Below are 18,910 nucleotides of genomic sequence, written 5' to 3' on the forward strand. Positions count from 1 at the left end.
GCGATGAGCACCGGTTCGACGGGCACCGGCGCGACGAGCAGCGGCCGGACACCCGCCGCCCTGCGGGTCGCCGTGGTCGGCGGGGGGCCGGGCGGGCTGTACGCCGCCGCACTGCTGGCCCGGCAGGGGCACGCGGTGGACGTGTGGGAGAAGAACGCCCCCGACGACACCTTCGGCTTCGGGGTGGTCCTCTCCGACGAGACCCTCGGCGGCATCGAGGCGGCGGACGCCGTGGTCTACGCGGCCCTGAGCGCCGAGTTCGTCCGCTGGGACGACATCGACATCGTGCACCGGGGCCGGCTGCTGACCTCCGGCGGCCACGGGTTCGCCGCGCTGGGGCGGCGCCGGCTCCTGGAGATCCTGCACGAGCGCTGCGCGGGCCTCGGGGTCCGGCTGCGCTTCCGCACCCGGGCGCCCGGACCAGAGGCGCTCGCGGCCTCGTACGACCTGGTCGTGGCGGCCGACGGGGTGCACAGCCCGACCCGGGAAGCCGGGGCGGCGCACTACGGGCCCACGCTGACGGGCGGGCGGTGCCGGTACATCTGGCTGGCCGCCGACTTCCCCTTCGAGTCCTTCCGCTTCGAGATCGCGGAGACCGAGCACGGGGTCGTGCAGCTGCACGCCTACCCCTATTCGGCGGACTCCTCGACCGTGATCGTCGAGATGCGCGAGGAGGTCTGGCACCGCGCCGGCTTCGACCTCTGCGACGAGGCGGAATCGGCGGCGCGCTGCGCGAAGATCTTCGGCGAGGCCCTGCGGGGACGGCCGCTGCGGGGAAACGGCTCCGCCTGGACGCAGTTCCGTACGGTGGTCAACGCGCACTGGTCGCACGGCAACACGGTGCTGATCGGCGACGCCGCGCACACCGCGCACTTCTCGATCGGCTCGGGCACCAAACTGGCGGTGGAGGACGCCCTCGCCCTGGCGCGGGCGGTGGAGACCGAGCCGGACGTCCCGGCGGCGCTGGCCGCGTACGAGGCCGCGCGGCGGCCTGCCGTGGCCTCCACCCAGCGGGCGGCGGCCGCCAGCATGCGGTGGTTCGAGGAGCTCGCCGGGTACGTGGACCAGCCCGCCCGGCAGTTCGCCTTCAACCTCCTCACCCGCAGCCTGCGCGTCACCCACGGCAACCTGCGGCTGCGCGATCCGCGCTTCACGGGCGCCGTGGAGCGTGACTTCGGCTGTCCCCAGGCCCCGGACGGGGCTCCGGAGGACGCGGGAACCCCGCCGATGTTCACGCCGTTCACCCTGCGGGGCCTGACCCTGCGCAACCGGGTAGTGGTGTCCCCGATGGACATGTACTCGGCGAGTGGAGGCGCCTCGGCTTCTGCTGCGGAGGCATCCGGCGACGGGGTGCCGGGCGACTTCCACCTGGTGCACCTCGGTGCCCGCGCGCTGGGCGGAGCCGCCCTGGTGATGACGGAGATGGTCTGCGTCAGCGCCGAGGGCCGGATCACCCCGGGCTGCACGGGCCTCTACACCGCCGGGCAGGCGGCCGCCTGGGCCCGGATCGCCGACTTCGTGCACACCTCGGCGCCCGGCACCGCGCTGGGCGTCCAGCTCGGCCACTCGGGCCGCAAGGGCTCGACCCGGGTCATGTGGGAGGGCATGGACGCCCCGTTGCCCGAGGGGAACTGGCCCCTGATGGCCGCCTCCGCACTGCCCTACCGCCCCGGCGTCTCGGCCGTGCCCCGGGCCATGGGCGCCGCCGACCTGGCCGCCGTCCGCTCCGACTTCGCCGCCGCCGCAGTCCGGGCCGCGACGAGCGGCTTCGACCTCCTGGAGCTGCACTGCGCGCACGGCTACCTGCTGTCCGGCTTCCTCTCCCCGCTGACCAACCACCGCACCGACGCCTACGGCGGCCCGCTGGAGAACCGGCTGCGCTTCCCGCTCGAGGTCTTCGACGCGGTCCGCGCCGTCTGGCCCGCCGACCGGCCGATGACGGTCCGCCTCTCGGCCACCGACTGGGCGCCCGGCGGCACCTCGCCGGAGGAGGCGGTGGCCATCGCCGGAGCCTTCGCCGCCCACGGCGCGGACGCCATCGACGTCTCGACGGGCCAGGTGGTGGCGGAGGAGACCCCCGAGTACGGGCGCGCGTACCAGACCCCGTACGCCGACCGGATCCGCAACGCCCTGAACGTCCCGGTGATCGCCGTCGGGGCGATCTCCTCCTGGGACGACGTCAACTCCCTGCTCCTGGCGGGCCGGGCGGACCTCTGCGCGCTCGGCCGCCCCCACCTCTACGACCCGCACTGGACCCTGCACGCGGCCGCCGATCAGTCCTACGCCGGCCCCGCCGCACCCTGGCCCGTCCCCTACCTCGCCGGCAGCCGCAAGCCGCCGACGGGGCGGGGTTAGCCCCCGTCTACCGGCGGGGCCGCAGGGCCAGGCACTCGTGGCAGTGGCAGGGCTCCGGATGCGGCCAGTCGGGCCAGGCGCCGGAGCGGAGCTCCCAGGCGAGGTGCTCCATCGCCACGGCGTCCTCGCGGGCCTCGGCCTCGTCCCGGAAGCCCCCGAAATCGGAAGAGGCGGCCACCCGCAGCACGGCCGGGCTCCGCACGAGGCGGGGCCGGAAGCCGTACAGGTGGCGGGTGGCCACGAACGCCAGGCGGTACGGGCGGCCGTGCCGGGGCCGGCCGATGACCTGGCACTCCTCCCAGCCGCTCGTCCGGTAGTGGACGTACACCTTGGAGCCGCCCTTGAACATCCGGGTGCCCGGGCGCTGGCCCTGGCCGCCCTCGCCGTGACGGCGCCACAGGACGACGTTCGCGGCCAGCATCCAGAGCGGCTCCAGCGGCTCCAGCGGCTCCAGCAGATCGAGCGGCTCGTCGCGCCCGGTCATCTCAGCGCCACCTCCACCCGGTCCTCGACCGGGGTGTAGCCGAGGCGCTGGTAGACGCGGTTGCTGGTGGGGTTCGCCAGATCGGTGAAGAGCAGCACCTCCGAGGCCCCGGCCGCACGGGCCGCCTCCGTCGCGGCATGCGTGGCCCCGGCGGCGTACCCGCGGCCGCGCAGCTCCGGCGGGGTGTAGACCGGGCCGATCCGGGTCACCGCGTCGATCGGCCGGAAGAACCCGGCCAGCGAGACCGGGGCCCCGGCGTCCTCCCAGAGCAGCATGCCCCCGTACGAGAGCCGGTCGCGCAGGGCCGCCTCCGAGGCGGCCCCGCCCTCGCCGGACTCCCGCTTGAAGGCGGTGACCCAGTCCAGCAGCAGCGGGAGGTCGGCCTCCGTGGCGCGCCGGGCCCGGCCCGCCGGGGCGGGATCCGGGGGAACGAGACCGGCGAGCCGGTAGAGGCGGTTCTCCTCCACGACCCCGGCCGGCTTCCCCCAGGAGACGGCCAGCTTCCTCGCGTCCTCGCGGCGGGCGTTGAGCGCGTCGACCCCGGCGAGCAGCGGCTCGGAGGCGAGCGCGGTGCCCAGCTCCCGGACCGCCTCGGCGGGCAGAGCGCCGATCAGCAGCGGGTGCGGCGGGCACTGGACGACGGCGCCCGCGACCAGCCCGTCGGCCCCGGTCCACCAGCCGAAGAGAGGCGGCTCGGACCCGAAGGCGTCCAGGCCCTGCCGCTCCAGCGCGTCGATGACCGTGACCAGCTGGGTGTGGGGCACGGGCTGCGCCGCCACGGAGGGGCGCACCGCGCTCAGCCAGGCCGCGAGATCAGGGGTGAAGGTCCATGTCATGGCACATGATCACCCGGGTCCGGTGCGCGGTACAGCCCCTTTTCCGGGACGCCGGGCTCACGGCTCCACGAATCCGGCCCCGAGGTCCCGCAGCCGCTCGTGCAGTTCCGCGAAGACCGCCGCCGAGCGGTCGCCCGGCCAGTCCGCGGGGAGCAGCTCGCGCGGCAGGCCCGGGTCGGCGTACGGGAGCCGGCGCCAGGTGTCCAGGGCGAGGAGGTAGCCGCGGTAGGCGGCCTCCGGGGTGGGGACGGCCGCGCCCGTCTGCAGGGCGCGCAGCGACGGCTCGTGGAGGTCGAGGAACTCCTCGTGCTGCTTGGCCAGCGCCGCCAGGTCCCACCAGCGGGCCACCGACTCCGTTGTCGGGGCGAAGCCCAGGTGGGCGCCCCGGAAGAGCTCCACGTACGGCGTCAGGTGCAGCCGCTCCAGGGTGTGCCGGGTCTCCCCGTCCCACTGCGCCGGGGCGATCCACACGCCGGGAGCCACCGAGCCGAAGCCGAGCCCGGCGAGCCGGGAGCGCAGCAGGTGCCGCTTCGCCCGCTCCTGCTCCGGGACGGAGAAGACGGCCAGCAGCCACTCCTGGGACTCCGCCGGGCGGGCGGCCCCGTAGATCCGCCGGTCGCCGTCCTCCAGCAGCCGGTGCGCCTCCTCGGAGAGCTCGTACCCCGCCGCGCGGTCCCCGGTCCGCGCGGGCAGCAGGAAGCCGCGCCGCTTCAGCCGGGACACCGACGAGCGGACGGACGGAGCGTCCACGCCGGCCGCGCCCAGCAGGCGGACCAGCGCGGACACCGGGACCGGGCCGGGGAAGGCCCGCCCGTAGGCACCGTAGAACGTGACGATCAGAGATCGCGGGGTGTGCTGCTCGACCACGGCTTCACTCTAAATGCTCTCCTTGATCGCGCAGCCGGAAGCGTTGCAGCTTCCCCGTCGCCGTACGCGGCAGGGCGGGCACGAAGACGAAGGTGCGCGGGCACTTGTGCGGGGCGAGCTCGGTCCGCATGAAGGTGCGCAGGGCGTCCTCGGTGAGGACCGCGCCCTCCCGGGGGACCGCGTACGCGACCACGATCTGCCCGCGCCGCTCGTCCGGGCGGCCGACCACGGCCGCTTCCAGCACGTCGGGATGGCGCAGCAGGGCCTCCTCGACCTCCGGGCCCGCGATGTTGTACCCCGCCGAGATGATCATGTCGTCGGCCCGGGCCACGTAGCGGAAGTAGCCCTCCGCGTCGCGGACGTAGGTGTCGCCCGTGAGGTTCCAGCCGTCCCGTACGTACTCGCCCTGCCGCGGGTCCGCCAGGTAGCGGCAGCCCACCGGCCCCCGTACGGCCAGCAGCCCCGGCACCTCGTCCGCCACCGGCAGCCCCGCCTCGTCCACCACCCGGGCCTCCCAGCCCGGCACCACGCGCCCCGTCGTACCGGGCCGGATGTCCTCGTCGGCCGCCGAGATGAAGATGTGCAGCAGCTCGGTGGCGCCGATCCCGTTGATGATCCGCAGGCCCGTGCGCTCGTACCAGGCCTGCCAGGTGGCGGCCGGCAGGTTCTCGCCCGCCGAGACGCAGCGGCGCAGCGCGGAGAGGTCGTAGGCGCCCGTGTCGTACGGGCCCAGCGTGTCCAGCATCGACCGGTACGCGGTGGGCGCGGTGAACAGCACCGACACCCGGTGCTCGGCCAGCGCGGGCAGCAGCCGGCGCGGGGAGCCGTCCGGCAGCAGCAGCGCCGAGGCGCCGGCCCGCAGCGGGAAGACCACCAGACCGCCGAGGCCGAAGGTGAAGCCGAGCGGCGGACTGCCCGCGAAGACGTCGTCCGGGCGGGGGCGCAGCACCTCCCGGGAGAAGGTGTCGGCCACCGCGAGCAGATCGCGGTGGAAGTGCATGCAGCCCTTGGGGCGCCCGGTGGTGCCCGAGGTGAAGGCGATCAGCGCCACGTCGTCGGCGGAGGTCTCCACCGCCGTGAAGGGCTCCGGATGCCGCTCCGCCAGACGCAGCAGGTCATCCGGCTCCGCGCCGCCGTACGCGGTGATCCGCAGACCCGGCACCGCCGCCTTCACCAGGTCGTCCACCACCTCCGCCTGGCACAGGGCGTGGCTCACCCGGGCCATCGAGCACACCGTGGCCAGCTCCTGCGCACGCTGCTGGGCCAGGACCGTGACGGCCACCGCCCCCGCCTTCATCACCGCCAGCCAGCACGCGGCGAGCCAGGGGCCGGTCGGGCCGCGCAGGAGCACCCGGTTGCCCGGAACCACGCCGAGGTCGCAGGTGAGGACGTGCGCGAGCCGGTCCACGCGGGCGTGCAGCTCCCCGTACGTCCACACCGTGCCGTCCGCGCCGCGGAAGGCGGGGCGGCCGGGACCCAGCCGGGCGATGGTGGCGTCGAGCAGCTCCACGCCGCAGTTGAGCCGGTCGGGGTAGGCCAGCCCGGGGAGTTCGAAGAGCAGCCGCGGCCAGGCGTGCGCGGGCGGCAGGTGATCGCGCGCGAAGGTGTCTCGGTGAGCGGAAGGCTTGAGCTCCAAGGCGGGTTCGCCCCCTTGCGACGGCCCGCGCCCCGGGTGGGGGCCGGACCCTGCGTATGGACTGTGGACCGAAGTGGAAGAGCCGGGCCGTGCGAACGCAGCACGAGCGTATCGTCATGGTGACGGGAGTCAACAGGACGCGATAGAGGCTGGGGCATACGGATGACCCGATTCACGGGATTCGCGCTCGGGGCGGACCAGGAGGAGTGGTGCGCGCGACTGCGCGCACTGGCGGCGGAGCGGCTGCGGCCGCTGGCGGAGAAGGGGGAACCGGGCCGGGTCAACCGGCCGCTGCTCGCCGCACTCGGCGAAGAGGGGCTGCTGGGGCGGGTGTTCACCTCGGGCGCGCTGGAACTGTGCCTGCTGCGCGAATCCCTCGCCTACGGCTGCACGGAGGCCGAGACGGCCCTCGCCCTCCAGGGACTGGGCGCCTACCCGGTGCTGCGCTCGGGCAGCGACGCGCAGCGCGAGCGCTGGCTGCCCGGGGTGCGGGCCGGGCGCACGGTGGCGGCCTTCGCGCTGAGCGAGCCGGGGGCCGGGTCGGACGCGGGGGCGCTGGCGCTCGAAGCGGTGCCCGGGGGAGGGGGGCGGGGAGGGCGCGGGGGCCGGGGCTGGCGGCTCAGCGGGGAGAAGTGCTGGATCTCCAACGCCCCCGAGGCCGACTTCTACACCGTCTTCGCCCGCACCGGCGAGGGCCCGGGCGCCAAGGGGGTCAGCGCCTTCCTGGTCCCGGCGGACCGGCCGGGGCTCTCGGGGGAGCACCTCGACATGCTCTCCCCGCACCCGATCGGCGCGCTCGCCTTCGACGGGGTCCCGGTCGGCCCGGACGACCTGCTGGGCGAGCCGGGCCGGGGCTTCAAGGTGGCCATGGACACCCTGAACCTGTTCCGCCCCAGCGTGGGCGCCTTCGCCGTCGGGATGGCCAGGGCCGCCCTGGACGCCACGGTGGCGCACACGGCCGCCCGTACCGCCTTCGGCGGGGTGCTGGGCGACCTGCAGGCAGTGGCGCACCGGGTGGCCGAGATGGCCACCCGGACCGAGGCGGCCCGGCTGCTCGTGTACGCGGCGGCGGAGGCCTACGACGCGGACGCGCGCTCCCCGCAGGTGCCGAGGCGGGCGGCCATGGCGAAGCTGCTGGCCACCGAGACGGCCCAGTACGTCGTCGACCACGCGGTACAGCTGCACGGGGCGGCCGCCCTGCGCCGGGGCCACCTGCTGGAGCACCTGTACCGGGAGGTGCGGGCGCCGAGGATCTACGAGGGGGCGAGCGAGGTGCAGCGCACGATCATCGCCAAGGAGCTCTACCGGGAGGCGAGGGACATGGCTGCGATGAGGGCAACGCGGGAGATGCCCGAGATGCAGGGGATGCCGGGGGTGGGGGAAGCGTGAGCCTGGAGCGGATCAACCCGCAGGAGCTGTCGCCGGCGACGGGTTTCTCGCACGCCGTCGTCGCGAGCGGGAGCCGGCTGGTGTTCCTGGCCGGGCAGACGGCGCTCGACGGAGCGGGGAAGGTGGTGGGCGAGACGCTGCCGCAGCAGTTCGAGCGGGCGCTGGCCAACCTGCTGGCCGCACTGGCGGAGGCGGGCGGCTCGCCGCCGGACCTGGCGCGGGTCACCGTCTATGCCGTGGACGTGGCCGACTACCGGACCTGCGCCGCCGAACTGGGCCGCGTCTGGCGCCGGTTGGCGGGCCGGGAGTATCCGGCGATGGCGGTCGTGGGCGTGGTCCGGCTGTGGGACGAGGCGGCGCTGGTCGAGCTGGACGGGCTGGCGGTGCTCCCGTAGGCCTTTCCGCTGGTGAGCGTGGGTGCCCCTGCGGTGCCTTTGACAGTGGGCAGGGGAGGGGGGAGGGTGGAAACGGCTCATAACGGAGTAATCCGGACCGTTCAACCCTTCATTCTCGGAGGTGTATGACTATGCGCCGTGGGTTCGTTGCGGCAGCCGTGGCAGGGGCCGCCGGGATCACGCTCGGCCTGATGCCGGTCAGCAGTGCCTTTGCCTCGGGCCTGCCGCAGACATACGACCGGTGTTCCAACTGGCGCGGCAGTGACTGGCGCGGGGACGACTGGTGGCGCTACTGCTGCGACACCTCACGCGCGGACCGCCCCAATTGGTGCTGGGACAACAACGACTGGAACAACGACAGTTGGAACAGCAACTGGGACAACAGCAACTGGAGCAACGACAACTGGAACCACGACAACTGGAACCACGACAGCCGGAACGACAACTGGAACCACGACCGCGACAACGGCAACTGGAACCACGACAACGGCAACAACTGGCGTGATGGCAACGGAGGCTGGAACGACGGCGGCTACCGCAACGGGAACAACTGGAACGACTGACTGACCGGCCGGCCGGCTGACTGTCCGGCGGGGCGCGAGGCCCGGGCGCGGTGAACCGCGCGCCGGGGCCCGTCCCGCTCGTCGGCCCGCTAGCGGCCGCCGTCCTCCAGCAGGTTCCCCATCCACTCCTCGATGCCCGCCACCGTGCGCGGCAGGGCGCCCGACATGAGCCGGGCGCCCTCGGCCGTGATCACGAGGTCGTCCTCGATGCGGACGCCGATGCCGCGCAGCTCCGGCGGGAGGGTCTCGTCGTCGGGCTGGAGGTACAGCCCCGGCTCCACGGTGAGTACCTGGCCCTCCTCCAGGACCCCGTCCAGGTACGTGTCCGCGCGCGCCTGCGCGCAGTCGTGCACGTCCAGCCCCAGCATGTGCCCGCTGCTGCACAGGGTGTAGCGCCGGTGCAGATCACCCTCGGCGTTCTTGAGCACCCCCCACTCCGCCAGCCCCTCGGCGATCACCCGCATGCCGGCCCGGTGGAAGTCGCGGAAGCTCGCGCCCGGCCGCAGCGCCGCCATGCCCGCGTCCTGTGCGGCCAGGACCAGCTCGTACACCTGGCGCTGGACGGGGGAGAACCGGCCCGACAGCGGGAGGGTGCGGGTGACGTCCGCCGTGTAGAGGCCGTCGGTCTCCACTCCCGCGTCCATCAGGAGCAGGTCGCTCGCGTTCAGCCGGCCGTCGTTGCGGATCCAGTGCAGCACGCAGGCGTGCGCGCCCGACGCGGCGATCGTCTCGTAGCCGGTGCCGTTGCCCTCGGCGCGGGCGCGGCGGTTGAAGACCCCCTCGATCCACCGCTCGCCGCGCGGGTGGGCCAGGGCGCGCGGGAGGTCCCGTACGACGTCCTCGAACCCGGCGGTGGTGTGGTCGACCGCGAGCTGTAGCTCGGCCACCTCCCAGGCGTCCTTGACCAGGCGCAGTTCGGAGAGGGCGACGGCCAGTTCCGGGTCCGCGGCGGCATTGCGTCCCGTCGGGGAGCCCAGTGCGTCCAGGTGGGCGCAGCGGATGCCGGAGAGCCGCTCCGCCTCCGCGAGGTCGGGGCGGCGGCCGACCCAGAACTCCCCGTAGCGGCGGTCGCGGTAGAACTCCTCGTTGCCGCCGGTGCGCGGTGAGCGCGGGCGCAGGTAGAGGACGGCCTCGTGACCGTGCGGGCCGGCCGGTTCCAGGACCAGGACGTGGCCGACCTGGTCCTCGCCGGTGAGTCCGGTCAGCCAGGCGTACGCGCTGTGCGGGCGGAAGCGGTAGTCGCAGTCGTGGCTGCGGACCTTGAGCTCGCCCGCGGGGATGATCAGCCGTTCCCCGGGGAAGCGCGCGGAGAGGCGTGCGCGGCGGGCCGGGGTGACGGCGTACGCGGGGACGCGTGCGGCGTCCGGCAGCGGGGAGGCCACCCAGTCCGACGCCATGAAGCGGGACAACTCGGCCGATACCGGCAGGTCGTGACTGCCGATGTTGAGCCCGGTGGTGGGGCGGGAGGGGGTGTCGGTCACAGGGGCTCCCTCAAGAAGATGCGAACTGGTGGGCGCACAGGTCTTGTCAGTGCAATTTCACATTACTATGTTACAGCTCACACCGCGCCCCGTTAATCCCCGCCAAACGCCGCGTGAAGCAGGGCAGTTCCGCACCTTTCCCCACCGCCCCTCCCAGCCAGGAGTCCTTGGTGTCCCAGCACAGAGTCGTGCGCACGTCCCTCCTCTCCGCCGCCGTCGCGGTCACCCTCCTCGCCACGGCGGGCCAGGCCGTGACCCAGGCCGCGGAGACCGGTGCCCGGGCCGGCGCTCCGGCTGCCGCCGCGCCCGGCACCTTCGCCGCCGGCGCCGCCGGAGCCGCGGGCGCCGAGGCCGGTGCGAACCCGTTCGACGAGGTGGAGCACCTCGCCGACGCGCGGCAGGCCGCCCCCGCGGCCGCTCCGGCCCCCGGCGGCCAGGAGTCCGGCGGGCAGGCCGTCACCGAGGGCAAGGTACCCGGCGCCGTCACCGCGCCCTCCGCCGCGGCCGCCACGAAGAGCGGCACCGCCACGAAGAGCGGCAGGCTCGCCGCAGCCGCCCAGGGCACCGCCGCGGGCGTCCCCTGCACCCTCGACGGGATCACCGGGCTCACCCCGGAGCAGTTCGCGGACTTCCTCGCCGACCCGGCCGTCACCGCGGCCAAGGGCGGCTGTCTCTCCGGCCTCATCTGGACCTGGGACGCCCGCCTGGCCCCCGTCATGTCGGACGCCCACGTGCAGGCCGTCTCCCGCCGGATATCCGGCCTGGCCGCCGCCCACGACGGCCTGAACTCCTCCCACCTGGAGGAGATGTTCACCTACCTGCACGCCGTGGCCTATCACGACCACTCCCGCGCCGAGATCGACGTCACCGACGCCCCGACCGTCGAGGCCATGCGCCAGGCCATCGCCGCCTTCGCGGGTGCGGCCCGCAGCTTCGACGCCACCGCCTCCAACGCCCGCACCCTGCGCGAGGCCCTCTACGCCGGCAGCGCCCCGGGCCTGCGCCACCACCAGCTCGGCCTGATCAAGAACGTCCTGGCCACCATGGACCCGTCGCACACCGCGACGCACCTGGACACCGGCTGGGCGGGCGCGGCGCTCGCCGCCCTCTCCGTCAACTACCTCGGCGTGTACAACAACGACACCGCGTTCCACGCGGCGGCCGCCGCCGACGCCCCGTACCGCGCCGCCTTCAAGAACTTCGCGGCCTACGCCCACCTCAAGGGCACCGCGAACGCCTGGGTGGCCCGCGACGCCATAGCCGAGTTCGGCCGCTTCGGCCAGATCGCGGGGCTGAAGGACGGGGTCACCGCCGACCTGGGCGCGCTCCTCGGCACGGCCAGGGCCGCCTTCGGCGACGGCAGCGAGCCGTGGGCGAAGGCCGTCTCCTGGCTCAACTTCTACCAGGCGTGCAAGCCGTACGGGGTGTGCAAGGAGGACATCGAGCGGGAGCTCTTCCCCCACACCTATACGTACGACAGCGGCGCCATCAAGGTCCGCACCGCCCTCGACCGGGCCACCGTCGACCAGCTCTACTACGCGAGCAAGCAGGTCAAGACCCAGTACCACCGGGTCGTGGGCACCGACCAGCCGATCGCCGGGGACACCAACGCCACCCTGAACATCGTGCTCTACGCCTCCCGCGCCGACTACGTGAACTACCAGCCGCTCCTCACCGGCTACGGCACGAGCAACGGCGGCATGTACATCGAGAACGGCGCCACCTTCTACACCTACCAGCGCCGCGTCCCGCAGGACTCCCAGCTCACCCTGGAAGAGCTCTTCCGCCACGAGTACACGCACTACCTCAACGGCCGCTTCGCCGTCCCCGGCACCTTCGGCCAGGGCGCCTGGTACCAGGGCGACCGTACGACCGCCATGGACGAGGGTACCGCCGAGTTCTTCGACGGCGCCACCCGCGACAACGGCATCGCCGTGCGCAAGTCCCTGATCAAGAGCATCATCAGCGACACGGCGGGCGGCGGCCCGCGCATGTCGGTGGACCAGCTCCTGCACGCCACCTACGCCAACGACGGCTTCCGCTTCTACGGCTACTCCGGCGCCTTCTTCGAGTTCCTGTGGACCGAGCAGCCCTCGAAGCTGCGGGAGATGTACGGCTACCTGCGGGCCGACGACCCGGCGGGCTTCGACGCCTGGCGGAGCAGGATGGGCCGGGACGCGGCCGTCCAGACCGGCTACGACCGGTTCCTGGACGCCCAGATCGCCAAGGTCGACCAGCTGTTCGTGCCGAACACCTCCTTCACCCCGAACGCCCAACTGCGCGACGCGGTGCTCGCGGACGTGAAGTCCACCTTCGCGACGGCCACGTACAACACCCCGGACTGCGTGGAGAACGGCGAGCCGGGCAAGCGCCGGTTCACCTGCACCGGCAGGATCACGGCGAACCTCAAGGACTGGCGCAGCGAGGACCAGAACTTCAAGGACATGTCCGAGACGGTCGACTACTTCATCCTCGACCGGGCGGGCGCGGCCTCGAACAACCTGGCCGACATGAACTGCTCCTTCGGGGTGCTGGATATCTGGACCAACCGGGTGGCGGGAACGTCGAGTTACAGCTGCGAGGGTCCGCTGCGCGGCTGACCTCGAACGGCTCTGTCCCCCCTCAAGGAAATGTGACATATTACTGTCGTGCCCAGACATTCCCCGGACCTCGTGATCATCGGCGCCGGCGTCGTCGGAGCCGCGTGCGCGTACTACGCGGCGCGCGCCGGACTCCGCGTGGCCGTCGTCGACCGCGGCCCGGTCGCCGGCGGCACCACCGGCGCCGGCGAAGGCAACCTGCTCGTCTCCGACAAGGAGGCCGGGCCCGAGCTCGAGCTCGCGCTGCTGTCGGCACGGCTCTGGCGCGAGCTCGCGCTCGAACTCCCGAGGGAGATCGAGTACGAGGCCAAGGGCGGCCTGGTCGTCGCCGCCGACGAGGCCACCGTGAAGGCCCTGCGAGGCTTCGCGGACGGCCAGCGCGCGGCCGGGGTCGACGCGGTCGAGGTGGGGCCGGGGGAGCTGCCCGAACTGGAGCCCCACCTCGCCCCGGACCTGGCGGGCGGCTTCCTCTACCCGCAGGACGCACAGGTCCAGCCGGCCCAGGCGGCGGCGCGGCTGCTTGCCGCGGCGCCGGGCGTGGAAGTGCACCTCGGGGAGGAGGTCACGGAGCTCCTGCGGGGCCCCGCGGGCGAGCTGTGCGGCGTCCGTACGCCCCGCCGAGACCTCCTCGCCCCGGCGGTGCTCAACGCGGCCGGCACCTGGGGCGGAGCGGTGGCCGAACTGGCCGGGGTCCGCCTTCCGGTGCTGCCCCGTCGGGGGTTCGTCCTGGTGACGGAGCCGCTGCCGAGGGTGGTGCGGCACAAGGTCTACGCCGCGGACTACATCGCGGACGTGGCGAGCGGGTCGGCGTCCCTGCAGTCCTCGGCGGTGGTCGAGGGCACCCCGGCGGGGCCGGTCCTGATCGGCGCCACCCGCGAACGGGTCGGCTTCGACCGCTCGCTGTCGACGGAGGCGCTGCGGCGGCTGGCGGCGCAGGCGGCGGCCCTCTTCCCGGTCCTGGCGGATGTCAGGGTCCTGCGGACCTATCACGGCTTCCGCCCGTACCTGCCGGACCACCTCCCGGCGATCGGTCCGGACCCGCGGGTGCCGGGGCTGTTCCACGCCTGCGGCCACGAGGGCGCGGGCATCGGCCTGGCCCCGGGGACGGGTGCGCTGATCGCGGCGTTCCTGACGGGTGCGGCCCCCGCGCTGGACCCGGCTCCGTTCGCCCCGGCCCGCTTTGCGCAGGCCCCGCGATGACCGGGGGGTGGGGTGCGGCGCCGTTGCAGGGGACCGGTCCCCGGACCCTGCGCCTCAAACGCCGGCGGGGCTGGGGCAGGGCATTTCCAGCCGTCCGGGGTCTGAGGACCGGGGTCTGAGGACCGGGGTCTGAGGACCGGGGTATGGGGCGGAGCCCCGGGGGTATTGCCAGCCTCGCCGGCGTTTGAGGCGCGGGTCCGGGCGGAGCCCGGGGAACGGTGGAAGGGCGGGTAGGGGACTTCGCCCCGCAGGGCCAAGGCGGTGCGCGCACCGAGTCAGAGGAATCGAGGAGGACGGAAGCGATGAGCGAAGCCACGAGGGGCCGGCGAAGGTCGCCCCGCGACCTGGTGGGCGGGACCCCCGCCGAAACCTGGAGCCTCCGCTTCGACGGCCGCGAACTCCCGGCCCAGACCGGACAGAGCATCGCCGCCGTCCTCTGGTCCGCCGGCATCCTCGCCTGGCGCACCACCCGCGAAACCGCCGCCCCCCGCGGAGCGTTCTGCGGCATCGGCAGCTGCTACGACTGCCTCGTCACCGTCAACGGCCGCCCGAACCAGCGCGCGTGCCTCGTCCCCGCCCGCCCGGGCGACCACGTCACCACCCAGGAAGGGACCGGCCATGACGACCTCGCCGTCTGACCTCGCCATCGTCGGCGCCGGCCCCGCCGGCCTCGCCGCCGCGGTCACGGCCGCGGGCCTGGGCCTGCGCGTCATCCTGCTCGACGCGGGGGAGCGCCCCGGCGGGCAGTTCTACCGCCACCCCGCGCCCGGACTCGGCGCGGCCCGCCCCGAGGCCCTGCACCACGGATGGTCCGCCTTCGCCTCGCGCGAAGCCGCCCTGCGCGCCCACGCATCGGTCGGCCGGATCACGTACCTGCCCCACCACCACGTCTGGACGGTCGTCCCGGCCGCCGAAGGCGCTGCCTGGACCCTGCACGCCGTCGCGGGGTCCGACGAGGCCCCCGCCACGGTCCGGGCCCGGGCCGTCCTGCTCGCGACCGGCGCCTACGAACGCCAGCTGCCCTTCCCCGGCTGGACCCTGCCCGGGGTCGTCGGGGCCGGCGGGGCGCAGGCCATGCTCAAGGGCGGGCTCGTGCTTCCCGGCAGCCGGGTCGTCGTCGCCGGGAGCGGGCCCCTGCTGCTCGCCGTGGCCGGCTCGCTCGCCTCCGCCGGAGCCCGGGTGCCCGTCGTCGTGGAGGCCGCCGCGTACACCGGCTACGCCGCCCACGCCCCCGCCCTGCTCCGCAACCCCGGCAAGCTCGCCGAAGGCGCCACGTACGGCGGGGCCCTGCTCCGCCACGGGGTGCGCCTGCTCACCCGGCACGCCGTCACCGAGGCGCACGGCACCGACCGGGTGGAGGCAGTCACGGTGGCCCGCCTCGACCGGGACTGGCGCCCGGTCCCCGGCACCGCCCGCCGCATCCCCTGCGACGCCGTGGCCGTCGGCCACGGGCTGGTGCCCCAGCTGGAGCTGGCCACCGGTCTGGGCTGCGCCACCCGTCCGAGCCCGGACGCCACGGTCGCCCTGGAGCTGGACGCGCAGCAGCGCACCTCCGTCCCCGGGGTCTGGTCCGCCGGGGAGACCGGCGGCATCGGCGGCGCCCAACTGGCCCTGGCCGAGGGGGAGATCGCTGCCCATTCGGTTGCGGGCCGGCCGGTTCCGGCGCGCCTGGTCCGTACCCGTACGAGGCTGCGCGCGTTCGCCGCAGCGATGGCCGGTGCCCACCGCCCGGGCTCCGGCTGGACCGGCTGGCTGCGCGAGGACACGGACGTGTGCCGCTGTGAGGAGGTCCCGGCGGGCCGGATCCGGGAGGCCGTCGAAGACCTGGGGGCGCGGGACGCCCGTACGGTCAAGCTCCTCACCCGGGCCGGGATGGGCTGGTGTCAGGGCCGGATGTGCGGCCCGGCCGTCGCCGCGCTCGCCGGGACCGACCCGGCCCCCGACCGCAGGCCGCTGTCCTGCCCGGTTCCTCTCCGGCACCTCGCCGCTCTTCCCGCCGAACTTCCCTGACGGGACCGCCGACAGGGCGGCCGCACCTCTTGTGGCCACGTCACACCCACTAGTAAAATGTCACACATCACCCTAGGGAGCACTCTCATGACCCACGCGCACACCCCCGCGCCCGCCGGTACGGACACCCGCACCCGCCCCTGGCACGGCATCATGGTCGCCACCACCCTGCCCCTGCGGGAGGACCTGAGCGTCGACCACGACGCCTACGCCGAACACGTGGCCTGGCTGATCGCCAACGGCTGCGACGGCGTCGTCCCCAACGGCTCCCTCGGCGAGTACCAGACGCTCACCGACAAGGAGCGCGCCGCCGTCGTCCGTACCGCCGTCGAGGCCGCCGGCGACGGCTCCCGCGTGATGCCCGGAGTCGCCGCCTACGGCAGCGCCGAATCCCGCCGCTGGGCCGAACAGGCCGCCGAGGCCGGAGCCGGATCCGTCCTCCTGCTGCCGCCGAACGCCTTCCGGGCCGACGCGGACACCGTGCGCGCCCACTACGCCGATGTCGCCCGCGTCGGCGTGCCCGTGGTCGCGTACAACAACCCCATCGACACCAAGGTGGACCTCGTCCCGGCCCTGCTGGCCCGGCTGCACGCCGACGGCTCCATCGTCGCCGTCAAGGAGTTCAGCGGGGACGTGCGGCGCGCCTACGAGATCGCCGAACTCGCCCCGGGCCTCGACCTGCTGATCGGCGCCGACGACGTCCTGCTCGAGCTGGCCCTCGCCGGCGCGGTCGGCTGGATCGCCGGTTACCCCAACGCACTCCCGCAGGCCTGCGCCACCCTCTACCGCGCCGCCGTCGCGGGGGACCTCGACACCGCCCTGCCGCTCTACAAGTCCCTGCACTCCCTGCTGCGCTGGGACTCCAAGACCGAGTTCGTCCAGGCCATCAAGCTCTCCATGGACCTGGCCGGCCGCCCCGGCGGCCCCACTCGCCCGCCCCGCTTCCCGCTCACCGGCGAGATCGAGGCCGGCGTCCGCGCCGCCACCGAGAAGGCGCTCGCCGAGGGCCTCAGCTAACCCAGTCCGAAGTCCGAGGGGGACTTGATGCGCACCCGAAACATCTACCACGCGGTGGACTCGCACACCGAGGGCATGCCCACCCGGGTGATCACCGGGGGAGTCGGGGTGATCCCCGGCGCCACCATGGCCGACAAGCGGCTGCATTTCATCGAGCACCTGGACCACCTCCGGACCCTGCTCATGTACGAGCCGCGCGGCCACTCCGCGATGAGCGGCGCCATCCTGCAGCCCCCGACCCGCCCCGACGCCGACTTCGGCGTCCTCTACATCGAGGTGTCGGGCCTGCTCCCCATGTGCGGGCACGGCACCATCGGGGTCGCCACCGTCCTGGTGGAGACCGGCATGGTGCCGGTCGTCGAGCCGGTCACCACCGTCCGGCTCGACACCCCGGCCGGCCTGGTCAGCGTCGACGTCCGCGTCGAGGACGGGGCGGCCACCGCCGCCACCTTCACCAACGTCCCGGCCTTCTGCGTCGGGCTCGACCTCAAGGCCGAGGTCCCCGGATACGGCACGGTCACCTACGACCTCGCCTACGGCGGCAACTTCTACGCCTTCGTCGAACTCGACGCGCTGGGCCTGCCCTTCGACCGGGAGCGCGGGGGCGACCTGCTCGCCGCAGGCCTGGCCGTCATGGAGGCCGTCAACGGCTCCCCGGACCGGCCCGTCCACCCCGAGAACCCCTCCATCGCCGGGGTCAAGCACGTCTACCTCGCCGCACCCGGCTCCGACGCCCGCCGCTCCCGGCACGCGATGGCCATCCACCCGGGCTGGTTCGACCGCTCGCCGTGCGGCACGGGCACCAGCGCGCGCATGGCGCAGCTGCACGCCCGCGGACTCCTGCCCCTGGACACGGACTTCGTCAACGAGTCCTTCATCGGCACCGAGTTCACCGGCCGCCTCGTGGAGGAGACCACGGTCGGCGGACGCCCGGCCTTCGTGCCCACCGTCACCGGCCGGGCCTGGATCACCGGTACCGCCCAGTACTTCCTCGACCCGTCCGACCCGTTCCCCGGAGGGTTCCTGTTGTGACCGTCGTACGAACCGTGGACTACCACACCGCGGGCGAGCCCTTCCGCATCGTCGATCTCACCACCGGCGGCGCCCCGCCCGTGCCCGGGGACACCGTCGCCGAGCGCTGCGCCACCGCCATCGGGCCCGGGGGATCGGGCACGGCCCCCCGGCGCGGCGCCCTGGACGACGTACGGCGGCTCCTCGTGCAGGAGCCGCGCGGGCACGCCGGGATGTACGGGGGCTTCGTGGTCCCGCCCGACGACGACGGGGCCCATTTCGGAGTGCTGTTCTGGCACAAGGACGGCTACTCCACCGCCTGCGGCCACGGCACCATGGCGCTGGGCGCCTGGGCCGTGGACACCGGCCGGGTCGCCGCCCCGGACGACGGGGACGTCCAGGTGCGCATCGACGTGCCCTCGGGGCGGGTCGGCGCGACCGTGCACCGCGCCCAGGGCCGTACCACCGGGGTCACCTTCCGCAACGTCCCGGCCCGCACCAGCGCCCGCAAGGTGCCCGTCGCCACCACTCTGGGCATGGCCGAGGTGGACATCGCCCATGCGGGGGCCTGCTACGCCTCCCTGTCCGCCCGGGACCTCGGCCTGGACGTGACCCCGGGCTCCCTGCCCGAGCTCGTGCGCGCCGGGAAGGAGATCCGGGCCGCCCTCGCCACCCACCCCGGGACCTGGCACCCGGACGGGCCGCTGCTCTCCGGGGTGTACGGGGTGACCCTGTACGAGGAGCTCCCCGACACCCCCTTCGGACCGCACCAGCGCAACGTCACCGTCTTCGCCGACGGCCAGATCGACCGCTCGCCCTGCGGCTCCGGCACCTCGGCACGGCTCGCGCTGCTGGCCGAGGACGGGCGGCTGGGGGAGGGGGAGGACCTGCTGCACGAGTCGGTCGTGGGCACGGTGTTCACCGGCCGCGTCGCCGCGCGGGTGGCCGAAGGCGTGGTCACGGAGGTCACCGGTACGGCGTACCGCACGGGCGAGCACCTCTTCTCGGCCGACCCGCAGGACGCGCTCGGCACGGGGTTCCTGCTGTGATCCCCCAGCTGTCGGGC

At 74.1% G+C, this 18,910-nt stretch carries 16 protein-coding genes; 11 read left to right on the plus strand and 5 right to left on the minus strand.

The features are described 5' to 3' along the window. Positions 1-3 precede the first annotated feature (3 nt). A complete protein-coding gene (locus ACFYM0_RS17730) occupies positions 4-2,355 on the plus strand; it encodes a bifunctional salicylyl-CoA 5-hydroxylase/oxidoreductase (RefSeq protein WP_388502108.1) in 2,352 nt (783 codons plus the stop codon). 7 nt (positions 2,356-2,362) lie between these two features. On the opposite strand, the gene ACFYM0_RS17735 is transcribed toward ACFYM0_RS17730, so the two are convergent. Genes ACFYM0_RS17735 through ACFYM0_RS17750 form a run of 4 tightly spaced genes read right to left on the minus strand, consistent with a single transcriptional unit; the run spans position 2,363 to position 6,178 of the window. Beyond that, entirely contained in the window at positions 2,363-2,839 is a 477-nt protein-coding gene (locus tag ACFYM0_RS17735; RefSeq protein ID WP_388502112.1) for a hypothetical protein, read from the minus strand. Beyond that, entirely contained in the window at positions 2,836-3,675 is an 840-nt protein-coding gene (locus tag ACFYM0_RS17740; protein WP_388502115.1) for a GNAT family N-acetyltransferase, read from the minus strand. Before ACFYM0_RS17740 ends, ACFYM0_RS17735 begins: the two co-directional genes overlap by 4 nt. A gap of 57 nt (positions 3,676-3,732) precedes the next feature. Then, entirely contained in the window at positions 3,733-4,542 is an 810-nt protein-coding gene (locus ACFYM0_RS17745) for a PaaX family transcriptional regulator C-terminal domain-containing protein (protein ID WP_388502117.1), read from the minus strand. A 4-nt stretch (positions 4,543-4,546) separates the two neighbouring features. Continuing rightward, positions 4,547-6,178: an AMP-binding protein gene (locus ACFYM0_RS17750; RefSeq protein ID WP_388502119.1), complete on the minus strand. Its 1,632-nt coding sequence runs from the start codon at positions 6,176-6,178 to the stop codon at positions 4,547-4,549. A 162-nt stretch (positions 6,179-6,340) separates the two neighbouring features. Between ACFYM0_RS17750 and ACFYM0_RS17755 the strand changes: the two genes are divergently transcribed. The 3 genes from ACFYM0_RS17755 to ACFYM0_RS17765 all read left to right on the plus strand — a co-directional run bounded on the left by ACFYM0_RS17755 (position 6,341) and on the right by ACFYM0_RS17765 (position 8,525). Further along, positions 6,341-7,567 carry an acyl-CoA dehydrogenase family protein gene (locus ACFYM0_RS17755; RefSeq protein WP_388502122.1) on the plus strand — a complete coding sequence of 409 codons (1,227 nt, stop codon included), beginning with the start codon at positions 6,341-6,343 and terminating at the stop codon, positions 7,565-7,567. Beyond that, positions 7,564-7,962, plus strand: a complete 399-nt coding sequence (locus tag ACFYM0_RS17760; protein ID WP_388502123.1) for a RidA family protein — start codon at positions 7,564-7,566, stop codon at positions 7,960-7,962. The genes ACFYM0_RS17755 and ACFYM0_RS17760 overlap by 4 nt, the downstream gene beginning before the upstream one ends. A 131-nt stretch (positions 7,963-8,093) precedes the next feature. Next, positions 8,094-8,525, plus strand: coding sequence for a hypothetical protein (locus ACFYM0_RS17765; protein ID WP_388502126.1), 432 nt, complete (start codon positions 8,094-8,096; stop codon positions 8,523-8,525). 89 nt (positions 8,526-8,614) lie between these two features. On the opposite strand, the gene ACFYM0_RS17770 is transcribed toward ACFYM0_RS17765, so the two are convergent. Then, the gene (locus ACFYM0_RS17770) at positions 8,615-10,006 is read right to left on the minus strand and encodes an aminopeptidase P family protein (protein WP_388502128.1); all 1,392 of its coding nucleotides are present in this window, start codon (positions 10,004-10,006) and stop codon (positions 8,615-8,617) included. Positions 10,007-10,176: 170 nt separating this feature from the next. Between ACFYM0_RS17770 and ACFYM0_RS17775 the strand changes: the two genes are divergently transcribed. From ACFYM0_RS17775 to ACFYM0_RS17805, 7 genes are all read left to right on the plus strand, one after another. Then, complete coding sequence (locus ACFYM0_RS17775) at positions 10,177-12,606, plus strand: collagenase (RefSeq protein ID WP_388502130.1); 2,430 nt, start codon at positions 10,177-10,179, stop codon at positions 12,604-12,606. A 48-nt stretch (positions 12,607-12,654) separates the two neighbouring features. Beyond that, the gene (locus tag ACFYM0_RS17780) at positions 12,655-13,806 is read left to right on the plus strand and encodes an NAD(P)/FAD-dependent oxidoreductase (RefSeq protein WP_388502133.1); all 1,152 of its coding nucleotides are present in this window, start codon (positions 12,655-12,657) and stop codon (positions 13,804-13,806) included. 302 nt (positions 13,807-14,108) lie between these two features. Beyond that, positions 14,109-14,444, plus strand: a complete 336-nt coding sequence (locus ACFYM0_RS17785) for a (2Fe-2S)-binding protein (protein ID WP_388502135.1) — start codon at positions 14,109-14,111, stop codon at positions 14,442-14,444. After that, on the plus strand, positions 14,425-15,816 hold the full coding sequence (locus ACFYM0_RS17790; protein WP_388502138.1) for an NAD(P)/FAD-dependent oxidoreductase: 1,392 nt from the start codon (positions 14,425-14,427) through the stop codon (positions 15,814-15,816). Before ACFYM0_RS17785 ends, ACFYM0_RS17790 begins: the two co-directional genes overlap by 20 nt. A gap of 87 nt (positions 15,817-15,903) precedes the next feature. Further along, positions 15,904-16,833, plus strand: coding sequence for a dihydrodipicolinate synthase family protein (locus ACFYM0_RS17795; RefSeq protein WP_388502141.1), 930 nt, complete (start codon positions 15,904-15,906; stop codon positions 16,831-16,833). A gap of 27 nt (positions 16,834-16,860) precedes the next feature. Next, a complete protein-coding gene (locus ACFYM0_RS17800; RefSeq protein ID WP_388502143.1) occupies positions 16,861-17,865 on the plus strand; it encodes a proline racemase family protein in 1,005 nt (334 codons plus the stop codon). After that, positions 17,862-18,893, plus strand: a complete 1,032-nt coding sequence (locus ACFYM0_RS17805) for a proline racemase family protein (protein ID WP_388502146.1) — start codon at positions 17,862-17,864, stop codon at positions 18,891-18,893. Before ACFYM0_RS17800 ends, ACFYM0_RS17805 begins: the two co-directional genes overlap by 4 nt. The last annotated feature ends 17 nt before the right edge of the window (positions 18,894-18,910 follow it).

Origin of the sequence: Streptomyces sp. NPDC006487, from assembly GCF_042870555.1 — a bacterium.
Taxonomy (GTDB): domain Bacteria; phylum Actinomycetota; class Actinomycetes; order Streptomycetales; family Streptomycetaceae; genus Streptomyces.